16 protein-coding genes are annotated in these 21,160 nt (G+C 74.2%); 4 read left to right on the top strand and 12 right to left on the bottom strand.

Going from position 1 to position 21,160, the window contains the following annotated elements; translation table 11 throughout:
* Window positions 1–14 precede the first annotated feature (14 nt).
* The 3 genes from ABZ923_RS10240 to ABZ923_RS10230 are packed head-to-tail and all read right to left on the bottom strand — an operon-like array spanning window position 15 to window position 5,034.
* Window positions 15–665: an RES family NAD+ phosphorylase gene (locus ABZ923_RS10240; protein WP_361469273.1), complete on the bottom strand. Its 651-nt coding sequence runs from the start codon at window positions 663–665 to the stop codon at window positions 15–17.
* Complete coding sequence (locus tag ABZ923_RS10235; protein WP_361469270.1) at window positions 665–1,354, bottom strand: hypothetical protein; 690 nt, start codon at window positions 1,352–1,354, stop codon at window positions 665–667. Before ABZ923_RS10235 ends, ABZ923_RS10240 begins: the two co-directional genes overlap by 1 nt.
* On the bottom strand, window positions 1,351–5,034 hold the full coding sequence (locus ABZ923_RS10230) for a CHAT domain-containing protein (RefSeq protein ID WP_361469268.1): 3,684 nt from the start codon (window positions 5,032–5,034) through the stop codon (window positions 1,351–1,353). The genes ABZ923_RS10235 and ABZ923_RS10230 overlap by 4 nt, the downstream gene beginning before the upstream one ends.
* A gap of 198 nt (window positions 5,035–5,232) precedes the next feature.
* On the opposite strand from ABZ923_RS10230, the gene ABZ923_RS10225 reads away from it, so the two are divergent.
* Entirely contained in the window at window positions 5,233–5,544 is a 312-nt protein-coding gene (locus ABZ923_RS10225) for a hypothetical protein (protein WP_361469265.1), read from the top strand.
* The gene (locus ABZ923_RS10220) at window positions 5,541–6,197 is read left to right on the top strand and encodes a hypothetical protein (protein WP_361469263.1); all 657 of its coding nucleotides are present in this window, start codon (window positions 5,541–5,543) and stop codon (window positions 6,195–6,197) included. Before ABZ923_RS10225 ends, ABZ923_RS10220 begins: the two co-directional genes overlap by 4 nt.
* Here ABZ923_RS10220 and ABZ923_RS10215 read toward each other — a convergent pair.
* From ABZ923_RS10215 to ABZ923_RS10175, 9 genes are all read right to left on the bottom strand, one after another.
* Window positions 6,189–7,715, bottom strand: a complete 1,527-nt coding sequence (locus ABZ923_RS10215) for an NCS1 family nucleobase:cation symporter-1 (protein WP_361469261.1) — start codon at window positions 7,713–7,715, stop codon at window positions 6,189–6,191. The genes ABZ923_RS10220 and ABZ923_RS10215 overlap by 9 nt on opposite strands.
* Window positions 7,716–7,832: 117 nt before the next feature.
* Window positions 7,833–8,852 (bottom strand): TIGR03842 family LLM class F420-dependent oxidoreductase, encoded by a 1,020-nt coding sequence (locus ABZ923_RS10210; RefSeq protein ID WP_361469259.1) that lies wholly within the window; start codon window positions 8,850–8,852, stop codon window positions 7,833–7,835.
* Between the two features lie 11 nt (window positions 8,853–8,863).
* Window positions 8,864–10,258: a dihydropyrimidinase gene (gene hydA, locus ABZ923_RS10205; RefSeq protein ID WP_361469256.1), complete on the bottom strand. Its 1,395-nt coding sequence runs from the start codon at window positions 10,256–10,258 to the stop codon at window positions 8,864–8,866.
* 38 nt (window positions 10,259–10,296) lie between these two features.
* Window positions 10,297–11,139 (bottom strand): nitrilase-related carbon-nitrogen hydrolase, encoded by an 843-nt coding sequence (locus tag ABZ923_RS10200; protein ID WP_361469253.1) that lies wholly within the window; start codon window positions 11,137–11,139, stop codon window positions 10,297–10,299.
* A 155-nt stretch (window positions 11,140–11,294) separates the two neighbouring features.
* Window positions 11,295–12,866, bottom strand: coding sequence for a PucR family transcriptional regulator (locus tag ABZ923_RS10195; protein WP_361469251.1), 1,572 nt, complete (start codon window positions 12,864–12,866; stop codon window positions 11,295–11,297).
* Between the two features lie 17 nt (window positions 12,867–12,883).
* Complete coding sequence (locus ABZ923_RS10190) at window positions 12,884–14,167, bottom strand: aspartate aminotransferase family protein (protein ID WP_361469248.1); 1,284 nt, start codon at window positions 14,165–14,167, stop codon at window positions 12,884–12,886.
* Window positions 14,164–15,006, bottom strand: coding sequence for a nitrilase-related carbon-nitrogen hydrolase (locus tag ABZ923_RS10185; protein WP_361469245.1), 843 nt, complete (start codon window positions 15,004–15,006; stop codon window positions 14,164–14,166). Before ABZ923_RS10185 ends, ABZ923_RS10190 begins: the two co-directional genes overlap by 4 nt.
* A 205-nt stretch (window positions 15,007–15,211) precedes the next feature.
* The gene (locus ABZ923_RS10180) at window positions 15,212–17,194 is read right to left on the bottom strand and encodes a hypothetical protein (RefSeq protein ID WP_361469243.1); all 1,983 of its coding nucleotides are present in this window, start codon (window positions 17,192–17,194) and stop codon (window positions 15,212–15,214) included.
* A gap of 150 nt (window positions 17,195–17,344) precedes the next feature.
* Complete coding sequence (locus ABZ923_RS10175; RefSeq protein WP_361469240.1) at window positions 17,345–17,596, bottom strand: helix-turn-helix transcriptional regulator; 252 nt, start codon at window positions 17,594–17,596, stop codon at window positions 17,345–17,347.
* A gap of 62 nt (window positions 17,597–17,658) precedes the next feature.
* Here ABZ923_RS10175 and map point away from each other — a divergent pair, with 62 nt between their 5' ends.
* The gene (gene map, locus ABZ923_RS10170) at window positions 17,659–18,435 is read left to right on the top strand and encodes a type I methionyl aminopeptidase (RefSeq protein ID WP_361469238.1); all 777 of its coding nucleotides are present in this window, start codon (window positions 17,659–17,661) and stop codon (window positions 18,433–18,435) included.
* Window positions 18,436–18,616: 181 nt separating this feature from the next.
* Entirely contained in the window at window positions 18,617–21,160 is a 2,544-nt protein-coding gene (locus ABZ923_RS10165; RefSeq protein WP_361469235.1) for an ATP-dependent Clp protease ATP-binding subunit, read from the top strand.

The raw sequence follows: 21,160 nt of genomic DNA, 5'->3' as shown, positions 1-21,160 counted from the left end.
CGTGCCGGCGGTGCTCAGTCCTGCGGGACGGAGACGACCGCGTGCAGCGGCGCGAGCAGCCGGTTGACCTTGCGCACGTCGTCCGGCGACGCCAGCCGCAGGCACTCCAGCGGGCGCGGGTCGAGGGGCGCGGCCGGGCAGCGGTCCCGGAACAACTGGAGCGCCGGGCGCGGCCGGCAGCGCTTGGACGTCCACCACAACCCCTGCACGCCGGTGCAGCGTTCGCGGATGACCCGCACCCAGTACCGGGTGCCGGCGTACTCCGTGGTGTCGATCAGCCAGTCGTCCTGCCAGACGGCGGCCAGCCCCTCGGCGGTCGTGAGGTCGACCAGGGACAGGTCGGCCGTGGTGCGGACCGCGGACAGGACGTACCGGGACGCCTGCGCCCAGGGGATCTGGCGCACCCCGTCGTCGCCGAACTCGACCGACCTCAGCAGGACTTCGGACAGGGCGGTGACCGGGTCGAGGGCGGCGTACAGGTAGGGGTAGGGGTCCTTGTCGGTGGGGTCGAAGCGGCTGCCCTTGAAGAACTCGTGCGCGACGTTCGGGTTGAACTCGCCGGCCTCGAACTGCTTCTCGTGGCACCGCCACAGCACGGTGCCCGCGGGCAGCGAGTGCCGCAGCGGCGTCATGGCGACGCCCTCGGGCGGAAGCTGACCGGCCATCAGCACGCTCCCACGAGTTCGGCGGCGGCGCGTTCCAGCGCGTCGTCCGGCAGCACGCCGAGCAGATCCGCGGGGACGCCGCCGAGCCACCGGTTGCCGCCCAGCCACCAGTCGGCGGCTCCCCAGGGGTCGCGGTCCGCGCGGAGCAGGACGTTGATCCGGCGGACGACGGGCAGCGGCTCGGCCGTGCCGGGCCGGAACTGGAAGCGGGGGTAGCGGATGCCGTCGTCCGGGTCGCGGAGCCGGATCAGGCCGGTGGCCGGACCAGGGCCGCCGGGCGGTCCGGTAGCGCCGGACCCGGTCAGCGCGGCGTGCTCGGCCTCGGTCAGCGCGGGTGCGGCGAGGAGCCGGCGGCGGGCCGACCGCAGCAGTTCGGCCGGGTCGGGCGGCGGGGTGCCGAGCACGCCGATGACCGCGTCGATCGTGGTGAGGCGGGGTAGTTCCCGGGCGCCTGCGGCGTAGCGGTGGCCGCCGAGCGCCTCGGACACCGGGTGGTCGGGCGGCAGCGCGGCCAGGGTGCGCTTCAGCCGGCGCACGGCCCGGGCGACGGCCGCCGGACGGCCGGCGACCGTCTCCTCGCGCATCTCCCGCAGGGCGTCGGAGACCCGGCCGAGGTCGTCGTCGTCCAGCCCGGTGACGACGGTGGTCCAGTGGGTCTCCAGGAGCCTGAGCAGTTCCTCCGACGTCATGCGCGTTCTCCTTCCTGCCGCCGCGCGGGGGCCGGTGCGGGGTTGCCGTGGTGGACGAAGCCCGCCCAGGTGTCGGGCCGGTCGCGGAGGTCCTCCGTGAGCCGCCAGGGGGCCGAGACGTCCTTCAGCGCGGGGACGGGCGGGCGTCGGTCCGGCGCGGTGAGCATCCAGCACTGGGCGGCGCGCAGCGCGTCCGGCGGGGCCAGGCCCCGGTCGAGCGCGTCGTGCAGGACGAGCATGAGCAGCTCCGAGCGCATGTCGTCGACCTTCCACCGGGAGCCGATGGCGTCGGCGGCGAGCCGGTGCACCAGGACCGAGGTCAGGGTCAGGGCCTCGTCGTGGTCGCGGGTGGTGAGGTCCGTCTCGCAGCCGCCGCAGACGACCAGGGGGCCGGCCGAGCGGAAGGCGTCGCCCTCGGCGGGCGTCTCCAGCAGGGCGCTCAGCGTGAGGTCGCCGCCGGTGCCGGACGGCTCGCCGTCCTCGTCCGGCGCCGCCAGGCGCAGGGCCGACCGGGTGGGGTCCGGGCCGGCGAGGCCGTGGCAGGCCAGGTGCACGAGGGAGGCGGGCGCGGCGGCCCGGCCGCCGAGCAGGTCCAGGACCGTCTCCGGGGTGGCGGGGTCCTCGTCGGGGCGGTGCACGACGGCCCCCGGGTAGTGGACGGCGGCCAGGGTGTCGATCTCCTCCTCGGCCCACGGCAGGTCGTCCGCGCCGTGGAAGACCAGGGCCGGCCGGTCGGCGGGGGCCATGCGCCGGCGGGCGGCGGCGCGCAGGAACTCCCGGCCGGAGGCGGCGTGCGTGAGGACGGCGATCTCGCAGGCCCGTACCGCACGCGCCGGGCCGTGCCCGGCGGGCGGCTCCAGCACGGCCGCCTGCCAGGGCACCACACCCAGGTCCCCGCAGGGCACGATGACCAGGCGCACGGCGCCGGGCCGTACGGCGTCGCCCGTGCCGGCCGGGGCCTGCGGCAGACCGGACTCCGCGAGGGCGCGGTCCCACAGCGCGAGGTGGGTCAGGGCCGGGCCGAGGACCTCGCCGGCCCATGCGCACATGTCGTCCAGGGCCCGCTGCCAGCGGCGTTCGGCGCGTTTCCGCTCCCTGGGGTTGACGGTGGCGGGGTCGGCGGCCTCCAGGCGCTGCCGGTCCGCGCCGGCCGCCAGGTAGGCCGCGACCGGCGCGCGTCCGCCGGGGGTCAGGCCGGGCAGGGGCAGCGCGGCCACCGGACCGTCCCCGGTGACGGCGAGGACGGTGCCGTCCGGGTCGTCCACGCCGGGCACCAGGTACAGCAGCGCGTCGGCGCCCGTGGCCCGCAGTCCGGCGCGCAGGTCGCTGACCGTGGCCACGACGGGCTGTACGTCGTCCCCGCCCCGCCCCCGCAACACCTCCAGCGAGCGGCGCCGCAGGTCACCGGGGAGGCCGGGGGCGCCCGCGCCGGCCGCGGCGAGCACCTCCAGCGGGGAGCGGCCGCGCAGGTCGCCGGGGGCGTACCGGCTCGCTTCGGCGGACAGTTCCAGCAGGGAGCGGTCGTCGCCGCGCTCCCCCGGGTCGGCGGCCGCGCGCCAGCGCTCGGCCAGGTCGCTCTCGCCGAGGGCCGCGAGCCGGTCGGCGACGCCCGCGGAGACGGCCGCCGCGCCGAGCACCAGGGACCGGCCCGCCTCCAGGCAGGCGATCGCCTCCTCGGCGAGTCCGGCGCGCAGCGCCCAGAAGGCCGCTCTGCGGCCCCGGTCGGCCGCCGCGCGCGCGATGCGCAGGCCGCGGCCGACGCCCTGCTGGAGCAGGACGTCGTCGGCGGAGAGCCGCAGGGAGGTGCGGGCGAGACCGACGGCGGCGCGCAGGTCCTCGCCGGCTCCGGGCGGGTCCGCGTCCAGGGTGGCACGTTTGGCGCGCAGGGCGGCCAGGTCCCAGGTGAGGCCGGCGCCGCCCGGGGCGCCGTCGGGCAGTTCGGCCAGCGCCCGCGTCAGCTCGGTGACCGCCTCGTCCAGCACCTGCGCGTCCCCGGTGAACAGGTGCAGGGTGTCCAGGGCGAGCGCGATGCCGCCGCGCGCCCTGGACCGGAGGTCGGAGGTGAAGCCGGTGTGGTCCAGGGCGGCCCGGGCGCGTCGTACGCCCTCGGCGATGCGGCCCGGGTCCGACTCGGCGATCGCCGTCAGGGTGAGCAGCGGCGCCCAGGTGAGGTCCAGGAGGCTGCGCAGCACGGGCAGGTCCACCGAGGTCTCCACGGCCCGCTGGAGGTGGTGCACGGCCGCCCGCAGCGCCGCGGTACGGTCGTCCGCCGACGTGGCGAGCACGACGCGGCCCAGGTAGGCACCGCCGAGGACGAAGGCGGTCGGGACAGCGGTCCATTCCTCGGCGGCGTCGTAGGCCTCGTCCAGTTCCAGTTCGCACAGGGCGTCGACGACGTCCTCGACCGCCCCGGCGTCCCCGCGGTCCAGGGCGGACGTCAGCCGCGACTGGAGCCGGACGACCTCCCCGCACAGGCGCAGGTTGGCGGCGACGGCGCTGGTGGGGTCGCCGTCCCATTCCTGGGCCTCGAACAGTTCCCGGGCCATGTCCTCGTCCTGCAGGCTGCCGCCGGTGAGGGCGGCCCCGAGGAGCACTGCCGGGACGACGGTGCGCAGCCAGTCGCCGTGGGTGCGGCCGTCGAGTTCGCCGCCGTCCGACGCCTCGTGCATCAGCCGGAGCGCCTTCCGGAAGCCCTCCAGGTCGCCGCTGCGGATGGCGAGGGCGACGTGGACGAGGGCGGCGACCATCCGGGACGGCAGGGGCGTGTGCTCGCCGTCGGCGGCGCGTTCTCCCGTCAGTTCGGCGAGGAGCCCGGACACGTCCTGTGCCGCGACGGTCCCCGGTGACATCACCTCGGCCAGGGCGAGGAACTGGGTCAGGACGTCGCGGACGCCGGCGGGGTCGTCGGCGTCGTCGGCCGGCCCGGTGCCGGTCTCCTGCGGCGGGGGTGCGGCGGGGGTCCGTCCCAGGTGGTCGAGCATCAGCGTCAGCAGGGTGGCGAGCGGTGCCGGCAGTGCGCCGTCGGTCAGGGTGCCGATGAGATGCCGGCCGTCGCGGACGAGCGTCTCGGTGTCCCCGGCCTGCAGCGCGTCGGTCAGCTCGCCGAACAGCCGCAGTTTGGCGCGGACTTCGGCCGGCATGCGCGGGTGCTCGCGCTCCAGCAGCAGCCGGACGAGCAGCGCGGTGTCCTCCACCATGCCCGGGCCGCCCTCGGTGAGCGGGGTGCCGAGCGCGACGAGGGACATCAGCCGGTCGACGGTCCACTGGTCCGCGGGGGCGCCCCGGGCTTCGCGGTCGAGCCGTACGAGCCGCGAGCCGATCAGGGCCACCAGGTCCCGGTGCGCGGCCTCCCGGTCCTCGTCGCCGAGCAGCGCGGACGTACGGGCCCCGGTCAGCAGGGGCAGCGCCCGCTCCCGGTCGGCCGGGGCGCCGTCGAGGACGAACCGTACGGCCCGGCACCGGCCGAGCCGCGCCGCCACCGCCGCCGCCTCGGCGCCCTCCGCTGCCTCCGCGCCCGCCATGTCGCGTAAGAGGGCTTCCAGTTCGTCGGTCAGGGCGTCGAGCTCCGGTCCGCGCGGCCCCGTGTACGCCTCCGGGTCGAGCGGTACGGAGAACCCGTCGGTGCGGGCGCGTGCGCCGGCGGCGCGGTCGGCCACGGACGCGGTCCCGGCTTCTTTCATGTGTCATCCCCTCCGCCGCCATGCTGCCCGTCGCGGTGACCCGGCAGCCGGTTCCGGCGCACCTCACCGGCATCCTGCCGGACAACGCCCGGCTCCCGGCCGGTTTCCGCCCGATCCGCCCTGGCACGGGCGGGCCCGGGTCGGCATCCTGGGTGGTCCGTCGCGGACGTCCGCGCGGTGGCGGGAGGGAGGGATGCGGTGACGAACCCGGGGCCGGGCGCCCTCGTGCCGTACCAGGAGACGACGCAGGACGCCTACGCGGCCCGCTACACGGCCGGTCTGCGGGTCGAGGCCGCGGACGCCGGTGTGGTCGTGCTCAGCGGGCGGTGTCCCCGGTGCGGCTGTGCCTTCACGTACACGCACACCGACCGGGTCTTCCGCTCGCCGCGCCGCGGGGCCCGGCCGGCGCACGTGCCGGTGCTGTGCGCGTGCGAGGCCGGGCATCCGGGCCGCCCGCCCGAGGAGACGGGCTGCGGCGCCTACTGGAACGTCCTCGTGGAACGGGGATGACTCCGCACTGGCGGGTGCGGCCGGGGCCGCCCGGGTCCCCGGCCGACCGGCGGGCCGCCCGGCAGACCCGGGAGTTGCTCGCCGGTGAGCTGTCCCGGGCCCGGGAGGCGGCGCTCGCCTGGCGCAACGGGCTCGCCGCCCTGTTCGCCGGACTGCTCGGCTTCGGCCTCGTCAAGGGCCGTACCGACGTGGGGAGGCTGGCCTCCCCGTACGACGCCCTGGTGGGCGGTGCGCTGCTGCTGTGCCTGCTGTGCGGCACGCTCGGCGCGCTGCTGCTGCTCCGGGCGGCGCACGGCGCGCCGGCCGGGGTCCGGCTGCCCACCGGCGTCCCCGCCACGGCCACCGCGCTGCACCTGGGCGATCACATGGAGACCCGCCGCACGGTACGGGCCCTGACCCGCGGGGTGGCGCTGACGATCGCCTGCGGGGCACTGCTCGTCACGGCGGTGGCGCTGACCTGGTACGGCCCGGAGAAGGACGGTCCGCGGATCCTGGTGCGCACCCCGTCGGGGGTCGTGTGCGGCGAGCCGGTGCGGACCGGGGACGGGCGCCTCCTGCTCCGCACGGACACCGGTGAGGTCGCGGTGCGGCTCGCCCGGGCCGAGGCCCTCGCCGCGGTCGAGACGTGCCCGCCGGTGTCGTCCTCACCCTGACGCCGCCCTCGGCGGGGTGATCAGGGTCAGGCCCAGGTACAGCACCAGGGAGGTGCCGAGGCCCACCGCCCAGCCGTAGTCGGCGAGGGAGGCCAGCGCGGGGATCGGGCGGCCGTCGGTCAGGGGCCTGAGGCTCGCCCCGCCGACCGCGAGGACACCGCCCGCCAGGAAGGCGACGACCGCCCGCCAGTTCCAGCCGCCCGCGTACCAGTAGCGGCCGCCCGCCCGGTACAGGTCGGCGAGGTCCAGCCGGGTGCGGCGCAGCAGCCAGTAGTCGGCGACGAGGATGCCCGCGACCGTGCCGAGCAGACCGCCGACGAGGCCGAGCCAGGTGAAGATGTAGCCCTGCGGGTCGGAGTACAGCTTCCACGGGAAGATCAGCACGGCGAGGACCGCGGTGATCAGGGCGCCGGTGCGGAAACTCACCTTCGTGGGCGCGACGTTGGAGAAGTCGAAGGCCGGGGAGACCAGGTTCGCCGCGATGTTCACGGACAGGGTGGCCACCAGCACGGTGACCAGGGCGTAGAGCAGTCCGACCACGTTGTCCGTCCTGGCCGCCAGCTGCACCGGGTCCCAGACCGGCCGGCCGTACACGGCCTGCGAGCCGGAGGTCACCAGCACGGAGAGGAACGCGAAGAGAGTCATCGTGGTGGGCAGGCCGAGCGCCTGGCCCCAGGTCTGGGCCCGCTGGCTCTTGCCGTAGCGGGTGAAGTCGGGGATGTTCAGCGACAGCGTGGACCAGAAGCCGATCATGCCCATGAGGGAGGGCCAGAACAGCTTCCAGAACGCGCCGCCCCAGCCGAGCCGGGACGGCTGGTCGAAGAGCGGTCCGACGCCGCCGGCCTTGCTGCTCATCCACCACAGCATCACGAACGCGCCGACCAGGACGAACGGCGCGGCCCAGTTCTCGAAGCGGCGGACGGTCTCCATGCCGCGGTGGATGATCGCGACCTGGAGGGCCCAGAAGACCGCGAAGGACAGCCACATGGTCCACGCGTATCCGCCGATGTGCGAGGCGTTCCGCCAGCTGTCGCCGATCAGTTTCCCGGCGAGGAAGTAGATCGCCTCTCCGCCGATCCACGTCTGGATGCCGAACCAGCCGCACGCCACCAGCGCCCGCACGACCGCGGGCAGGTTGGCGCCGCGCACGCCGAAGGAGGCACGGGCGAAGACCGGGAAGGGGATGCCGTACTTGGGGCCCGCGTGCCCGGTCAGCAGCATCGGCACCAGCACGACCAGGTTGGCGAGGGCGATGGTGAACACCGCCTGCTTCCAGTCCATGCCCACCGCGATCAGCCCGGACGCCAGGGTCCAGGAGGCGGTGTTGTGGGCCATGCCGACCCACAGGGCGGAGAAGTTGTACGTGGTCCAGGTGCGCCCCGCCGCGGGGACCGGCAGCAGGTCCTCGTTGGCGTAGCGGCCGGTGGGCGGCGGTGTGCCGGGGGCGAGTTCCACGCGCCCGTCGGGGAGGGTGACCTGGCCGGATATCGGTACGGCCGGGGGAGCGGTGTCGGTCATGGGCTGGCCAATCGGGGAGAGGCGGATCGGGAGAGGCCGTGCGGGCACCAGCCCCCTCCCCGGCGACGGCGGGGAGGGGAGACCAAGGGGGGCGTGGGGGGAGCCGGGGAGCGGGGGTCAGGCGTTGACGGCCGGGATCACCCGCGAGCCGTAGGCGTCGATGGTGGCTTCCTGGGCGTCGTGCATGTCGTACACCGCGAACTGGTCGACGCCCAGGGCGCGCAGCGCGGTCAGTTTCTCGATGTGCTTCTCGACCGGGCCGATGACGCAGAACCGGTCCACGATCTCGTCCGGCACGAACGCGGTGTCCGGGTTGCCGCTGCGCCCGTGGTGGGCGTAGTCGTAGCCCTGCCGGGTCCTGATGTAGTCGGTGAGTTCCTCGGGGACCTGGGCGGAGTGCTCGCCGTACCGGGCGACCAGGTCGGCGACGTGGTTGCCGACCATGCCGCCGAACCAGCGGCACTGGTCGCGGGCGTGCGCCAGGGCCTCGGGCGAGTCGTCCTCGGTGACGTACGCGGGGGCGGCGACGCAGACGGTCACCTCCGACGGGTCCCGGCCGGCGGCGGCCGCCGCGTCCCTGACGGCCTTCACCATGTACTCGGTCAGGTACAGGTCGGCGAGCTGGAGGATGAACCCGTCGGCCTCCTCTCCGGTCATCTTCAGCGCCTTCGGGCCGTACGCGGCCATCCAGACGGGGAGTTCGGCGCCCTCCCCGATCCACGGGAAGCGGATCTTCGTGCCGCCGAGGTCGGCCTCCTCGCCGCGGCCGAGGGCGCGGATGACCTTCATGGCCTCGCTGATCCGGGCGAGGGTGTTGGGGGTGCGGCCCGCGACGCGCATCGCGGAGTCGCCGCGGCCGATGCCGCAGACGGTGCGGTTGCCGAACATGTCGTTGAGGGTGGCGAAGGTGGAGGCGGTCACCTCCCAGGTGCGGGTGCCCGGGTTGGTGACCATCGGGCCGACCTTCAGTTTCTGCGTGTTCGCGAGGATCTGGCTGTAGATCACGAACGGTTCCTGCCAGAGCACGGCGGAGTCGAAGGTCCAGCCGTAGCGGAAGCCGTTGCGCTCGGCCCGCTTCATCAGGCTGACGACGCGGGAGGCGGGCGGGTCGGTCTGCAGGACGAGTCCGAAGTCCATGGGCGCCACTCCTAGGTGAGGTACTGACAGGTGGAGCGCGGGGTGAAGACGCCGTGTCCGGCGTGGCCGGTGTACTCCCGCCGGTCGATGACGGGTACGCCGCGCGAGAGGACCGTCTCGACGCGGCCGGTGACGCGCCTGCCCTCGTACGCCGAGTAGTCCACGTTCATGTGGTGGGTCCGGGCGGACATCACCTGCTCGGCGTGCGGGTCGTAGATGACGACGTCCGCGTCGGAACCCGGGGCGATGGTGCCCTTCTTCGGGTACAGGCCGAACATCCGGGCCGGGGTGGCGCAGGCGATCTCGATCCACCGGCGGCGCGAGATGTGCCCGTCGACGACGGCCTGGTGGAGCAGGTCCATGCGGTTCTCGACGCCCGGCAGGCCGTTGGGGATCTTCGAGAAGTCGCCCCGGCCGAGCTCCTTCTGGCCCGTGAAGCAGAACGGGCAGTGGTCGGTGGAGACGACCTGGAGGTCGTTGGTCCGCAGGCCCTGCCACAGCCTGGCCTGGTGCTCCCGGGGGCGCAGCGGCGTGCTGCACACGTACTTGGCGCCCTCGAAGCCCGGCTCGGCGAGGTTGTCCGTCGACAGGAACAGGTACTGCGGGCAGGTCTCGCCGAAGACGTTGAGCCCCTCGTCGCGCGCCCGCGCCAGCTCGGCCACGGCCTCCATGGCGGAGACGTGCACGACGTACAGGGGCGCGCCGGCCACCTGGGCGAGCCTGATCGCCCGGTGGGTGGCCTCCGCCTCCAGCAGTGCCTTGCGGACCTCGCCGTGGTACCGCGGATCGGTCTCGCCGCGGGCCAGTGCCTGCTCCACCAGCACGTCGATGGCGATGCCGTTCTCGGCGTGCATCATGATCAGGCCGCCGTTCTCGGCGGAGCGCTGCATGGCGCGCAGGATCTGCCCGTCGTCGGAGTAGAAGACGCCCGGGTAGGCCATGAACTGCTTGAAGCTGGTCACGCCCTCCTCGATGAGCTGGTCCATCTCCTTGAGCGTCTCCTGGTTCACATCGGAGACGATCATGTGGAAGGCGTAGTCGATCGCGCAGTTGCCCTCGGCCTTGGCGTGCCAGGCGTCCAGGCCCTCGCGCAGGGTGCGGCCGACGCTCTGCACCGCGAAGTCCACGATGGTGGTCGTGCCGCCCCAGGCGGCGGCCCGGGTGCCGGTCTCGAAGGTGTCGGAGGCGAAGGTGCCGCCGAACGGCAGCTCCATGTGGGTGTGGGCGTCGACGCCGCCCGGGATGACGTACTTCCCGGTGGCGTCGATGGTGCGGTCCGCGCTCCAGTTCTGGGAACCGGGCGCGGCGAGGGCGACGACGCGGGAGTCCTCGACGAGGACGTCGGCGTGGATCTCGTCGGACGCGGTGATGACTAGGCCACCGCGGATGACGGTGCGCTGGGTCATGGGTGCCTTCCTTCCGTGGTCACCTGCGGGTCGTCTCCCTACGGCGCCGTCAGCGGTCCGTAGGCCCCCGGCGCCCGGTCCCGGTAGAACTGCCAGCGGTCGCGGACCTCGCGGAGCTTGGCCAGGTCCAGGTCGCGGACGACGAGTTCGGTCTCCTTGTCGCTCGCCACCTCGCCGACGAACTGGGCCTCGGGGTCCACGAAGTACGTGGTGCCGTAGAAGTCGTTGTCGCCCAGGTCCTCCACGCCGACCCGGTTGATCGCGCCGACGAAGTACTCGTTGGCCGCGGCCGCCGCCGGCTGCTCCAGCTGCCAGAGGTAGCGGGACAGGCCGCGGGAGGTGGCCGAGGGGTTGAAGACGATCTCGGCACCGGCGAGGCCCAACGCCCGCCAGCCCTCCGGGAAGTGGCGGTCGTAGCAGATGTACACGCCGATCCGGCCCGCGGCCGTGTCGAAGACGGGCCAGCCGCTGTTGCCGGGGCGGAAGTAGAACTTCTCCCAGAACCCCCGGACCTGGGGGATGTGCGTCTTGCGGTACTTGCCGAGGTAGGAGCCGTCCGCGTCGATCACCGCGGCGGTGTTGTACAGGACGCCCGGCTGCTCCTCCTCGTACATGGGCAGCACCAGGACGATGCCCAGCTCGCGGGCGAGGGACTGGAAGCGCTGCACGGTGGGGCCCTCGGGGATCCGCTCTGCGTACTCGTAGAACGCCTTGTCCTGGACCTGGCAGAAGTAGGGGCCGTAGAACAGCTCCTGGAAGCAGAGGACTTGGGCGCCCTGGGCGGCGGCGTCGCGGGCCGCCTGCTCGTGCACCTGGATCATGGACTCCTTGTCGCCGGTCCAGGCGGTCTGGAAGAGGGCGGCACGGATCACTCGGCTCATCGGGACCTCCGGTAGCTCGGTGTGCGGTGAGCCTAGAAAGCCCGGCCGGCCGGGTGGATTGGCAGCGTGTCACGTCCGGGCGCGGTGGGCGTGCCACCGTGTCACGTGTGCCCGGTGCCATGTTTCACCGCCGTTGTCGCAGGTCGTCCCATGTTTCACCCCTGTTGCGCGTCGTGCGCGAGGAGCGCGATGTGCACGGAGGCCGCCTGTTCGAAGTCGTCCAGGTCGACGCCCAGCCGGGCCTGTATGGCCTCCAGGCGGCGGTAGAGCGCCGGCCGGGAGACGTGGTGGAGCTGGGCGGTGCGGGACTTGTTGCGGCCCGTCGCCAGGTACGTGCGCAGGACGTTCAGCAGCTCCGGTTCGGCGTCGCACAGCAGCCCGTCCAGCTCGCGCTCGGCGAAGGACTGCACCTGCGGGTCGTCGCGCAGCAGCCGGATGAGCCCGCGCAGGTGGACGTCCCTGAGGCGGACGACGGCCGGCAGGTCGAGGGCGGCCGGGGAGCCGGCTACGGCGTCGGCGACATGTCGGGCCTCGCGCAGCCCGGCGGGCACGTCCTCCCAGGCGGTACGGGCAGCGGCGGCGGCGACCACGGCCGGCGCCCGGGTCCGCAGCCGGGTCGCGAAGTGCGCGGTGAGCGCGTCGGCGTCCTGGTCGCGGGCGAGGCTGAGCAGTACGGCGGCGGTGCCGTCGGCGAGTTCGGCGACGATGCCGGGCAGCCCGAGCAGCCGCAGCACCCGGTCGAGCTGGTCCGTTCCGCGGCCCTGGACGACGAGCGGGACGAAGGTGCGCCGGTTGACCGGCAGTCCGGCGGCCCGGGCCCGCGGCAGCAGCTGCCTGGCCGGTACGACCCCGGAGACGAGGTCGGTCAGCAGGCTCTGCGCGGACTGCTCCTCCCAGCTGTGCGCGGAGGCGCCGCCGAGCATCCGGTGCAGCACCAGGGCCTCGGCGGCCCGGTCGGCGAGCAGCCGCCCGGTGGCCGCATCCCCCCGGTAGCCGCACAGCAGCAGCCGGCCCCAGTGCTCCCCGCGCCCGCCCAGTTCGGCGTGGACCCAGCCGTCGCCGGAACCGCCGCCGGCCTGCCGGGCGATCCGCTCCCAGTCGCGCAGCACGTCGTCCACCGCGGACCGCTCCCCCGCGGTGCCCAGGACGCGGTGGGCGAGGTTGGTGACGACGACCGGGCAGCCGCTGTGCCGGGCGATCTCGTCGAGCAGCCGCTGCAGCGGGGCCCCGGCCGTGATCAGTCCGGTGAGCGCGGTGCGTACCGCCTCCGACAGGCTGATCGCGGCGTACTTGCGCCGCACCAGCCGGGACTGCACCTCCTCGGTCAGCTCGGCGAAGGGGAACGGCCGGTGCAGGACGACCATGGGCAGCCCGCACCGCTCGGCGGCCCGGCGCATCACCTCGGGCGGCGCGGGGAAGGCCCGGCCGAGGCCGAGGACGACGGCCGCCGCCTCCGCCCGGTGCAGGGAACGGATGTACTCGGCCTGCCGGGCCTCGTCGCCGGCGAGCAGCACCCCGGTGGTGAGGACCATCTCGCCGCCGCTCAGCATCACGCCGACGTCGGCGGCCTCGGCGACGTGCACCCAGCGCACCGGCCGGTCGAGCTGTGCGGCGCCGGCCACCACCTCGGGTTCCCCGGCGAGCACCCGTTCCAGGGTGAGCACCTGGCGGACGGAGAGCGCGGGTTCCGGCGCGAGGGGGTGGCGGGGCTCCGGGATGGTGGTCATGGCCGTACACCCGTTCTCTAGTAGGTGCTCCTCAGCGCGTGTTCCAGGATCGCCGCGCCCTCCTCGGCCTCGGCGACGGTCAGTGACAGCGGCGGGGTGATCCGCAGGGCGGTGGTGTCGTGGCCGCCGCCCTTGCCGATGAGCAGCCCGCCCTCCCGTGCCGCCTCCAGGACGGCGGCGAGGGCCTGCGGGTCGGCCTCGTCCGTGTCCGGCCGGGCCAGTTCGACGCCGATCATCAGTCCGCGTCCGCGTACCTCGCGCACCCCGGGCAGCTGGGCGGCGACCGCCCGCAGCCGCTCGATGAGCAGTCCGCCGACGCGCCGGGCGTTGCCCTGGAGGTCGTGTTCGAGGAGGTAGGCGAGGTTGGCGAGGCCGGCGGCCATGGTGACCTGGGTGCCGCCGAAGGTGGAGATGCTGTTGGCGTCCAGGCAGTTCATGATCTCGGCGCGGGCGACGACCCCGCCGATGGACATGCCGTTGCCGATGCCCTTGGCGAAGGTGACGATGTCCGGCGGGCCGTTGCGGGCGTGCGCCTGCCAGCCCCAGAAGTGGTCGCCGGTGCGGCCCCAGCCGGTCTGCACCTCGTCGGCGATCCACAGGATCCCGTATGCGTTCAGCACTTCACGGAATGCTGCATACAGTCCGTCGGGCGGCGACGTGAAGCCGCCGACGCCCTGGACGGGTTCGGCGATCAGGGCGGCCGGCGGCCGGGTGTGGCCGAGGACGTCCTTCAGGTCGGCGACGCAGGCGTCGATGAACGCGCGGTCGTCCAGGCCGGCGAACGGCCCCCGGGTGCGGACCCCGCCGTGGACGTACATGGTCTGCAGCGGGGACAGGGAGGTCGGGGACCAGCCGCGGTTGCCGGTGATGCCGATCGCGCTGAAGGACCGGCCGTGGTAGCTGTTGCGCATGGCGAGGACGGTGTTGCTGCGCCGGTAGGTGGTGGCGAGCAGCAGGGCGGTGTCGTTGGCCTCGGTGCCGGAGGTCGTGAAGAACACCCGGGCGTCCGGGATGCCGCTCAACTGGGCGACCCGTTCGGCGAGTTCGATCATCGGCCGGTCGAGGTAGAGGGTCGAGGAGTGGATGATCCGGCCGGCCTGCTCGCTGACCGCCTTGGTGACCTCGGGCAGCGCGTGCGCGGTCAGCGTGGTGAGGATGCCGCCGAAGAAGTCCAGGTAGCGGCGGCCGGCGGAGTCCCAGACGTACCGCCCCTCGCCGTGGGTGATCTCGATCGGGTCGTCGTAGTACAGGGCGAGCCAGTCCGGCAGGACCCTGCGGTGGCGGGAGTAGAGGTCGTTCACGGCTGCACCAGTCCTTCGTAGGCGTCCGGGCGGCGGTCGCGGTAGAACGCCCACTGCTGCCGCACTTCCTCGATCAGGTCGAAGTCCAGGTCGCGGACGAGGAGTTCCTCGCCCTGGTCGCTTGCGACGTCGCCGACGAACCGTCCGCGCGGATCGACGAAGTACGAGGTCCCGTAGAAGTCGTTGTCGCCGTACTCCTCCTGGCCGACCCGGTTGATGGCGGCGACGAAGTACTCGTTGGCGACGGCCGCCGCCGGCTGCTCCAGCCGCCACAGGTAGGCGGACAGGCCCCGGTGGGTGGCGGACGGGTTGTAGACCAGCTGGGCCCCGTTCAGGCCGAGTTGCCGCCAGCCCTCCGGGAAGTGCCGGTCGTAGCAGATGTAGACGCCGACCCTGCCGACGGCGGTGTCGAAGACGGGCCAGCCCAGGTTGCCCGGCTTGAAGTAGTACTTCTCCCAGAAGCCCTTGACCTGCGGGATGTGGTGCTTGCGGTACTTGCCGAGGTAGCTGCCGTCGGCGTCGATCACGGCGGCGGTGTTGTAGTAGAAACCGGACTGCTCCACCTCGAAGACCGGTACGACGATCACCATGCCGGTCTCGCGCGCCAGGTCCCGCATCCGGCGCACGGTCGGCCCGTCGGGCACCGGCTCGGCCCAGCGGTAGTGCTCCGGCTCCTGGACCTGGCAGAAGTAGGGGGCGTTGAAGACTTCCTGGAACCCGATGATCCTCGCGCCCCGGCGGGCCGCCTCGCGGGCGTGCTGCTCGTGCTTCGCCACCATGGACTCGGTGTCGCCGGTCCAGGTGGCCTGGACCAGAGCGGCGCGGACGACGTTGGCCATGAGCTGCTCCTTCGACACGACGTCAGAGCCTCTACGCCCGTAGAGCAGGCCGTAGAGGGTCGAAAGTAAGCCTCCGCGCGGTCCTTGCCAAGACCATCGCCGTCAACGGGCCGAGTCGATCACGTTTCACACTCCGGTGGGTGAGCGGACCGGCAGGCCGGGCGGGCGGATCGGGGCAGATCAGGACACTGCCGACGCGTTCCGGTCACGTGGTGTGCCCGGCGACGCGCAGCGCGTGCACGAGGTCCCAGTGCCGCTCGTCGGAGACGCCGAGTGCGGCCCGGAGCAGCAGCGGGGTCAGGCGGCGGGGGTCGGCGGCGACACTCCGGGCGGCCTCCTCGGGCGTCCGGACGCGCACGTAGGCGTCCAGCAGGGCCCGCACCTCGCGTTCCCGTCCCTCGCCGTCCAGCCGCAGCACCGCCGCGCCGATCTGCTCCGCCGGCCGCGACACGCCCTGCCGGAGCATCTGCCGCCCGTCGTCGTCCCGGCCGGCCGCGGCGAGCGCGTCGGCGGCGGCGACCAGTTGCTCGGCGGGCAGCGCGGCGGCCTCCCACAGCAGCGTCGCCCAGTCGGCGCCGAGGCCCGCGCGGTGCAGGGCGTCCGCGAGCAGCGGCAGCCGGCCCACGGGCCACCGGGTGGCCTCGACCAGCAGGACGTGCGCCTCCCCGGTGCGCCCCTCGGCACGCAGCCGCGCCAGCCGCTCGACGGCTCCCGCGACGGCCGCCACGGCCCCCTCGTCCACGGCCGCGACGGCGGCCCGCGCCGGTTCGGCCGCCTCCTCAACCCCGGCGAACCGGGCCCCCCGTGGGCTGCGCCGCCCGGCGCCGGTCTCCGGTCCCCCGGCCACGGGCGCCTGCGGCACGGCGACCGGAGCGTCCCCCTCCCCGTCCCCGGCCCCGGCGAACCGCGCACCGCCCCGCCGCCGTTTACGGGGCTTGCCCCCGGCACCGCCGACCGCCGGGCCGGGCTCCGGAGCGGGGGGCTGGGGGGCGGCCCCGGAGGGGGGTACGGCAGCAGGGGGCGCGTATCCCCCGGCGGAGGCAGAGCCGGGCGCCGCGAACCGACCGACGGGATCACCGGGAGACCGAGGCCCCCCGCCGACGCGCGAGCCGTCGACACCGGATGCCGCTTGAGGCCCGTGCCCACCGACGCCACCACCGGCAGCCGGCACCGGCGGCCCGACGGCGGTACCAGCGGCCCGCGGGCCCCCGGCAGCCCAGCCATCGCCAACAGGCGCCCCCGCAGCGGGCCCGTCACCTGAATCACCGCCAGCATCAGCAGACGGCCCGCCAGACACCCCCGAACGCTGCGACCAACCGACCGACACAGCCTGCCCGGACCCCCCACCAGGATCACCAGCACCCTGCGCGAACCAGCCCGCAGGCACGGCACCCGCACCAGGCTCCCCCGCCACGAGCCCATCACCGGAATCACCGACACCATCAGCAGACGACCCGCCAGGCACCCCAGAACGCCGCGACCAACCGATCGACACAGCCCGCCCGGACCCCCCACCAGGATCACCAGCACCCTGCGCGAACCAGCCCGCAGGCACGGCACCGGCACCAGGCTCCCCCGCCACGAGCCCGTCACCTGAATCACCGACAGACTGAGGCGGCCAGCCGTCCCGGGCGTCAGGCGTTGTCCCGGTGCCGTCTCCCCCGGGCGTCGCGCGTCCCCTCTCCCGGTCCAGGCGTTCCAGGCGGGTGCGGAGTTCGGCGCAGCGGGCCGTGGCCCGGGCGTGGTCGTCGTGGGCCCAGGCGAGGTCGTGGCGGAGGGACTCGGCCTCCTGCTCGGACACCGGCGCGGACAGCAGACGAGTCAGTTCGGCCTGGCGTTCCGCGGCGTACCGCTGCTCGCGGAGCATGACGTCGAGCCGGTCGGCCAGCGCGTCCCGGGCGCCGGGCCGGGCGTCGTACGCGGTGAGCGCGGCGGCGTGCAGCGCGCGGGCCCGCTCCCGCTCGGCCGCCGCGGCGGCGGGGCCGTACGCCACGCCGAGGTCCTCCAGCAGCGCCTCCACCACGTCCCACGGCGGCACCTCGCGCCCGTCCAGGCAGGCCCGCATGCCGTCGGGGTCGCGCCGCCAGAACACCCCGCTCCAGCCGCCGCCCGGATCGAGACGCGCCAGCAATGCGTCCAAGTAGCTCGCGAACTCCCGTACCCGGCCCGGAAGTTCATGCACAGCCATCGCCCCGCTCCCACCCGACCGCCAGCACCGACGCCCGGTAGGCAACACCAGTCGTGTTACGGGCTTGCTACGCAGAGTTTTCCGGCAGCGCGCGGAGAGCTCATTGCGGGACACCGGCCCCTGCGCGGCCGGCCCCGCCGGGCGGGCGCGTCAGACGGGCACGAGGGCGCACCGGGCGACCAGGTCGTCCATCGACAGACCGAGGACGCCGGCCAGCGCGGCCACGGTGAAGAACGCCGGCGTCGGCGCCCGCCCCGTCTCGATCTTGCGGAGCGTCTCGGCCGAGACGCCCGCCCGCGCGGCGACCTCGGCCATGCTCCGGTCACCGCGCGCCTCACGCAGCAGCAGCCCGAGCCGCTCGCCGCGTTCGCGCTCTTCGGGGGTGAGGGGGGTGCGCACCATGTGGCCCATTCTAATACCACCCTCGCACGGAACCCCATTCAAATACCGGTATAGTAATTGGCATGGTGGAACTGAAGACGGACACGTCGATCGACGCGATGCACGCGGCGGGCCGGGTCGTCGGCCGCGCCCTGACGGCCGTACGGGAGGCCGCCCGCGTCGGCGTCTCCCTGCTGGAGCTGGACGAGGTCGCCCGGGAGGTGCTGCGCGAGGCGGGCGCGTCCTCGCCGTTCCTGGGCTACCGCCCCTCCTTCGCCCCCACGCCCTTCCCCGCGGTGATCTGCGCCTCGGTGAACGACGCGATCGTGCACGGCATCCCCACCCGCTACCGGCTCCGCGACGGCGACCTGCTCTCCGTCGACTGCGGCGCGGTGCTGGACGGCTGGGCCGGCGACTCGGCGATCAGCTTCGTGGTGGGCACCGCCCGCCCCGCGGACCTCCGGCTCGTCGAGACCGCCGAGCGGGCGCTGGCGGCGGGCATCGAGGCGGCCGTGCCCGGCAACCGCATCGGCGACATCGCGCACGCCGTCGGCCGGGTCTGCCGCACGGCCGGCTACGGCGTCCCGCAGGGCTTCGGCGGCCACGGCGTGGGCCGTCGCATGCACGAGGAGCCCGAGGTCCCCAACGAGGGCCGCCCCGGCCGCGGCCTGCCGCTGCGCCCCGGCATGGTCCTCGCCATCGAACCCATGCTGATCGCGAGCGGCAGGGACGGCTACCACGCGGCGCCCGACGGCTGGACCCTGTGCACGGACGACGGCTCCCGGGCCGCCCACGTCGAGCACACGGTCGCGATCACGGAGTCGGGCCCGAGGATCCTGACGGCACGCGTGCCGGCCTGAGGGGCGCGGGGCCGTACCGGACCTGCTCCCCCGCCGCGCGGGCCGGGACGCCGTAGCACACCGGCCCCGCCCCCCACGGGCGAACATGCCCGCCCCAACGGATCGTGTCATCGTGGGCATGAGCAACCCGCCACCGGGTTACCCGGCCGCTCCGCATGTCGTCAGCGAAGGAACCCACGCGATGACCAACGGCTACCCTCCTGACCCCTTCGGTGAATTCCTGGCCCGCTTCTTCGGCGGAACCGGCGGAGCCCCCGGGCCCCGCCACATCGACATCGGCCGCCTGCTCAGCCAGCCGGCCCGGGAGCTGGTCAGAGGAGCCGCCCAGTACGCCGCCGAGCACGGCAGCCGGGACCTGGACACCCAGCACCTGCTGCGCGCGGCCGTGTCGACCGAGCCCACCCGGAGCCTGCTCAGCCGGGCGGGCGCGGATCCGGACTCGCTCGCCCACGAGATCGACGACCGGGCGGGCCCGGTCCAGCACCCGCCGGGCGAGGCCCCGGCGCCGACCTCGCTGTCGCTGACCCCGGCGGTCAAGCGGGCCCTGCTGGACGCGCACGACATGGCGCGGGCGAGCGGCGCCGGGTACATCGGGCCCGAGCACGTGCTGAGCGCGCTGGCCGCGAACCCGGACTCGGCGGCGGGGCACATCCTGCACGCGGCCCGGTTCCCGAGAGGCACCCTGCCGCCCGAGGCCCCGGAGAGCACGCAGCAGCGTCCCGAACGGCAGCGCCAGCGGCCCACCGGCACGCCGACCCTGGACAAGTACGGCCGTGACCTGACCGACCTGGCCCGCCAGGGCGGGATCGACCCGGTGATCGGCCGGGAGACGGAGATCGAGCAGACCATCGAGGTGCTCTCCCGGCGCGGCAAGAACAACCCGGTGCTCATCGGTGACGCGGGCGTCGGCAAGACGGCCATCGTGGAGGGCCTCGCCCAGCGGATCGCGGACGGCGACGTCCCGGACGTGCTGGCCGGGCGGCGGGTGGTCGCGCTGGACCTCACCGGGGTCGTGGCCGGCACCCGCTACCGGGGCGACTTCGAGGAGCGGCTGAACACCATCGTGGAGGAGATCCGCGCCCACTCCGACCGGCTGGTCGTGTTCATCGACGAGCTGCACACCGTCGTCGGCGCCGGCACCGGCGGCGAGGGCGGCGCGATGGACGCCGGGAACATCCTCAAGCCCGCCCTCGCCCGCGGCGAGCTGCACATCGTGGGTGCGACCACGCTGGAGGAGTTCCGCCGGATCGAGAAGGACGCGGCGCTGGCCCGCCGCTTCCAGCCGGTGCTGGTGCCGGAGCCGACCATCGAGGACACCATCGAGATTCTGCGCGGCCTGCGCGACCGGTACGAGGCCCACCACCAGGTCCGCTACACCGACGAGGCGCTGGTGGCCGCCGTGGAGCTGTCGGACCGGTATCTCACCGACCGGCGGCTGCCGGACAAGGCGATCGACCTGATCGACCAGGCGGGCGCGCGGGTCCGGCTCGGGGCCCGGACCAAGGGCACGGACGTGCGCGCGATGGAACGCGAGTCCGAACAGCTGGTCCGGGACAAGGACCAGGCGGTCGCCGACGAGGACTACGAGCAGGCCAAGCAGCTGCGCGACCGGATCGCCGAGCTGAAGCAGCGGATCGCCGAGGCGAGCGGCGGCGACCGGGCCGACGAGGGCCAGGACCTGGCGGTGACGGCGGAGGCCATCGCCGAGGTGGTGTCCCGGCAGACCGGCATCCCGGTCAGCCGGCTGACCCAGGAGGAGAAGGAGCGGCTGCTCGGCCTGGAGCAGCACCTGCACCAGCGGGTGGTCGGCCAGGAGGAGGCGGTCGCCGTGGTGTCCGAGGCGGTGCTGCGCTCCCGCGCCGGGCTCGCCAGCCCGCGCCGGCCGATCGGCAGCTTCCTCTTCCTCGGCCCGACCGGTGTCGGCAAGACCGAGCTGGCCCGGGCACTGGCGGAGGCCCTGTTCGGCAGCGAGGACCGCATGGTGCGCCTCGACATGAGCGAGTACCAGGAGCGGCACACCGTCTCCCGGCTGGTCGGCGCCCCGCCCGGGTACGTCGGTCACGAGGAGGCGGGTCAGCTCACCGAGGTGGTGCGCCGGCACCCGTACTCGCTGCTGCTGCTGGACGAGGTGGAGAAGGCGCACCCGGACGTCTTCAACATCCTGCTCCAGGTGCTCGACGACGGCCGGCTGACCGACTCCCAGGGCCGGACCGTGGACTTCACCCACACGGTCATCGTGATGACCAGCAACCTGGGTTCCGAGGCGATCACCCGGCGCGGTGCCGGGATCGGGTTCGGGCCGGGCGGCGCGGACGCCGACGAGGAGGCGCGGCGCGAGCAGATCCTGCGGCCGCTGCGCGAGCACTTCCGACCGGAGTTCCTCAACCGGATCGACGAGATCGTGGTCTTCCGGCAGCTGACGAGCGAGCAGCTGCGGCGGATCACCGAGCTGCTGCTGGAGAGCACCCGGCGGATGCTGAACGGGCAGGGCGTGTCGGTGGAGTTCACGGACGCGGCCGTCGACTGGCTGGCCGAGCGCGGCTACCAGCCGGAGTACGGCGCCCGGCCGCTGCGCCGCACCATCCAGCGGGAGGTCGACAACCAGCTGTCCCGGCTGCTGCTGAATGGCACGGTCACCGAGGGCAGCCGGGTGACGGTGGACGTCAAGGACGGGCGGCTGGACTTCACTGTCGAGGAAGCCCGGCCGCCCGCCCCGGAGTTGTGA

This window comes from Streptomyces sp. NPDC046881, from assembly GCF_040645015.1.
Lineage (GTDB): Bacteria > Actinomycetota > Actinomycetes > Streptomycetales > Streptomycetaceae > Streptomyces.
Note: the sequence above shows the minus strand (reverse complement) of the source record. Positions and strands in the feature narration are given on the sequence as shown.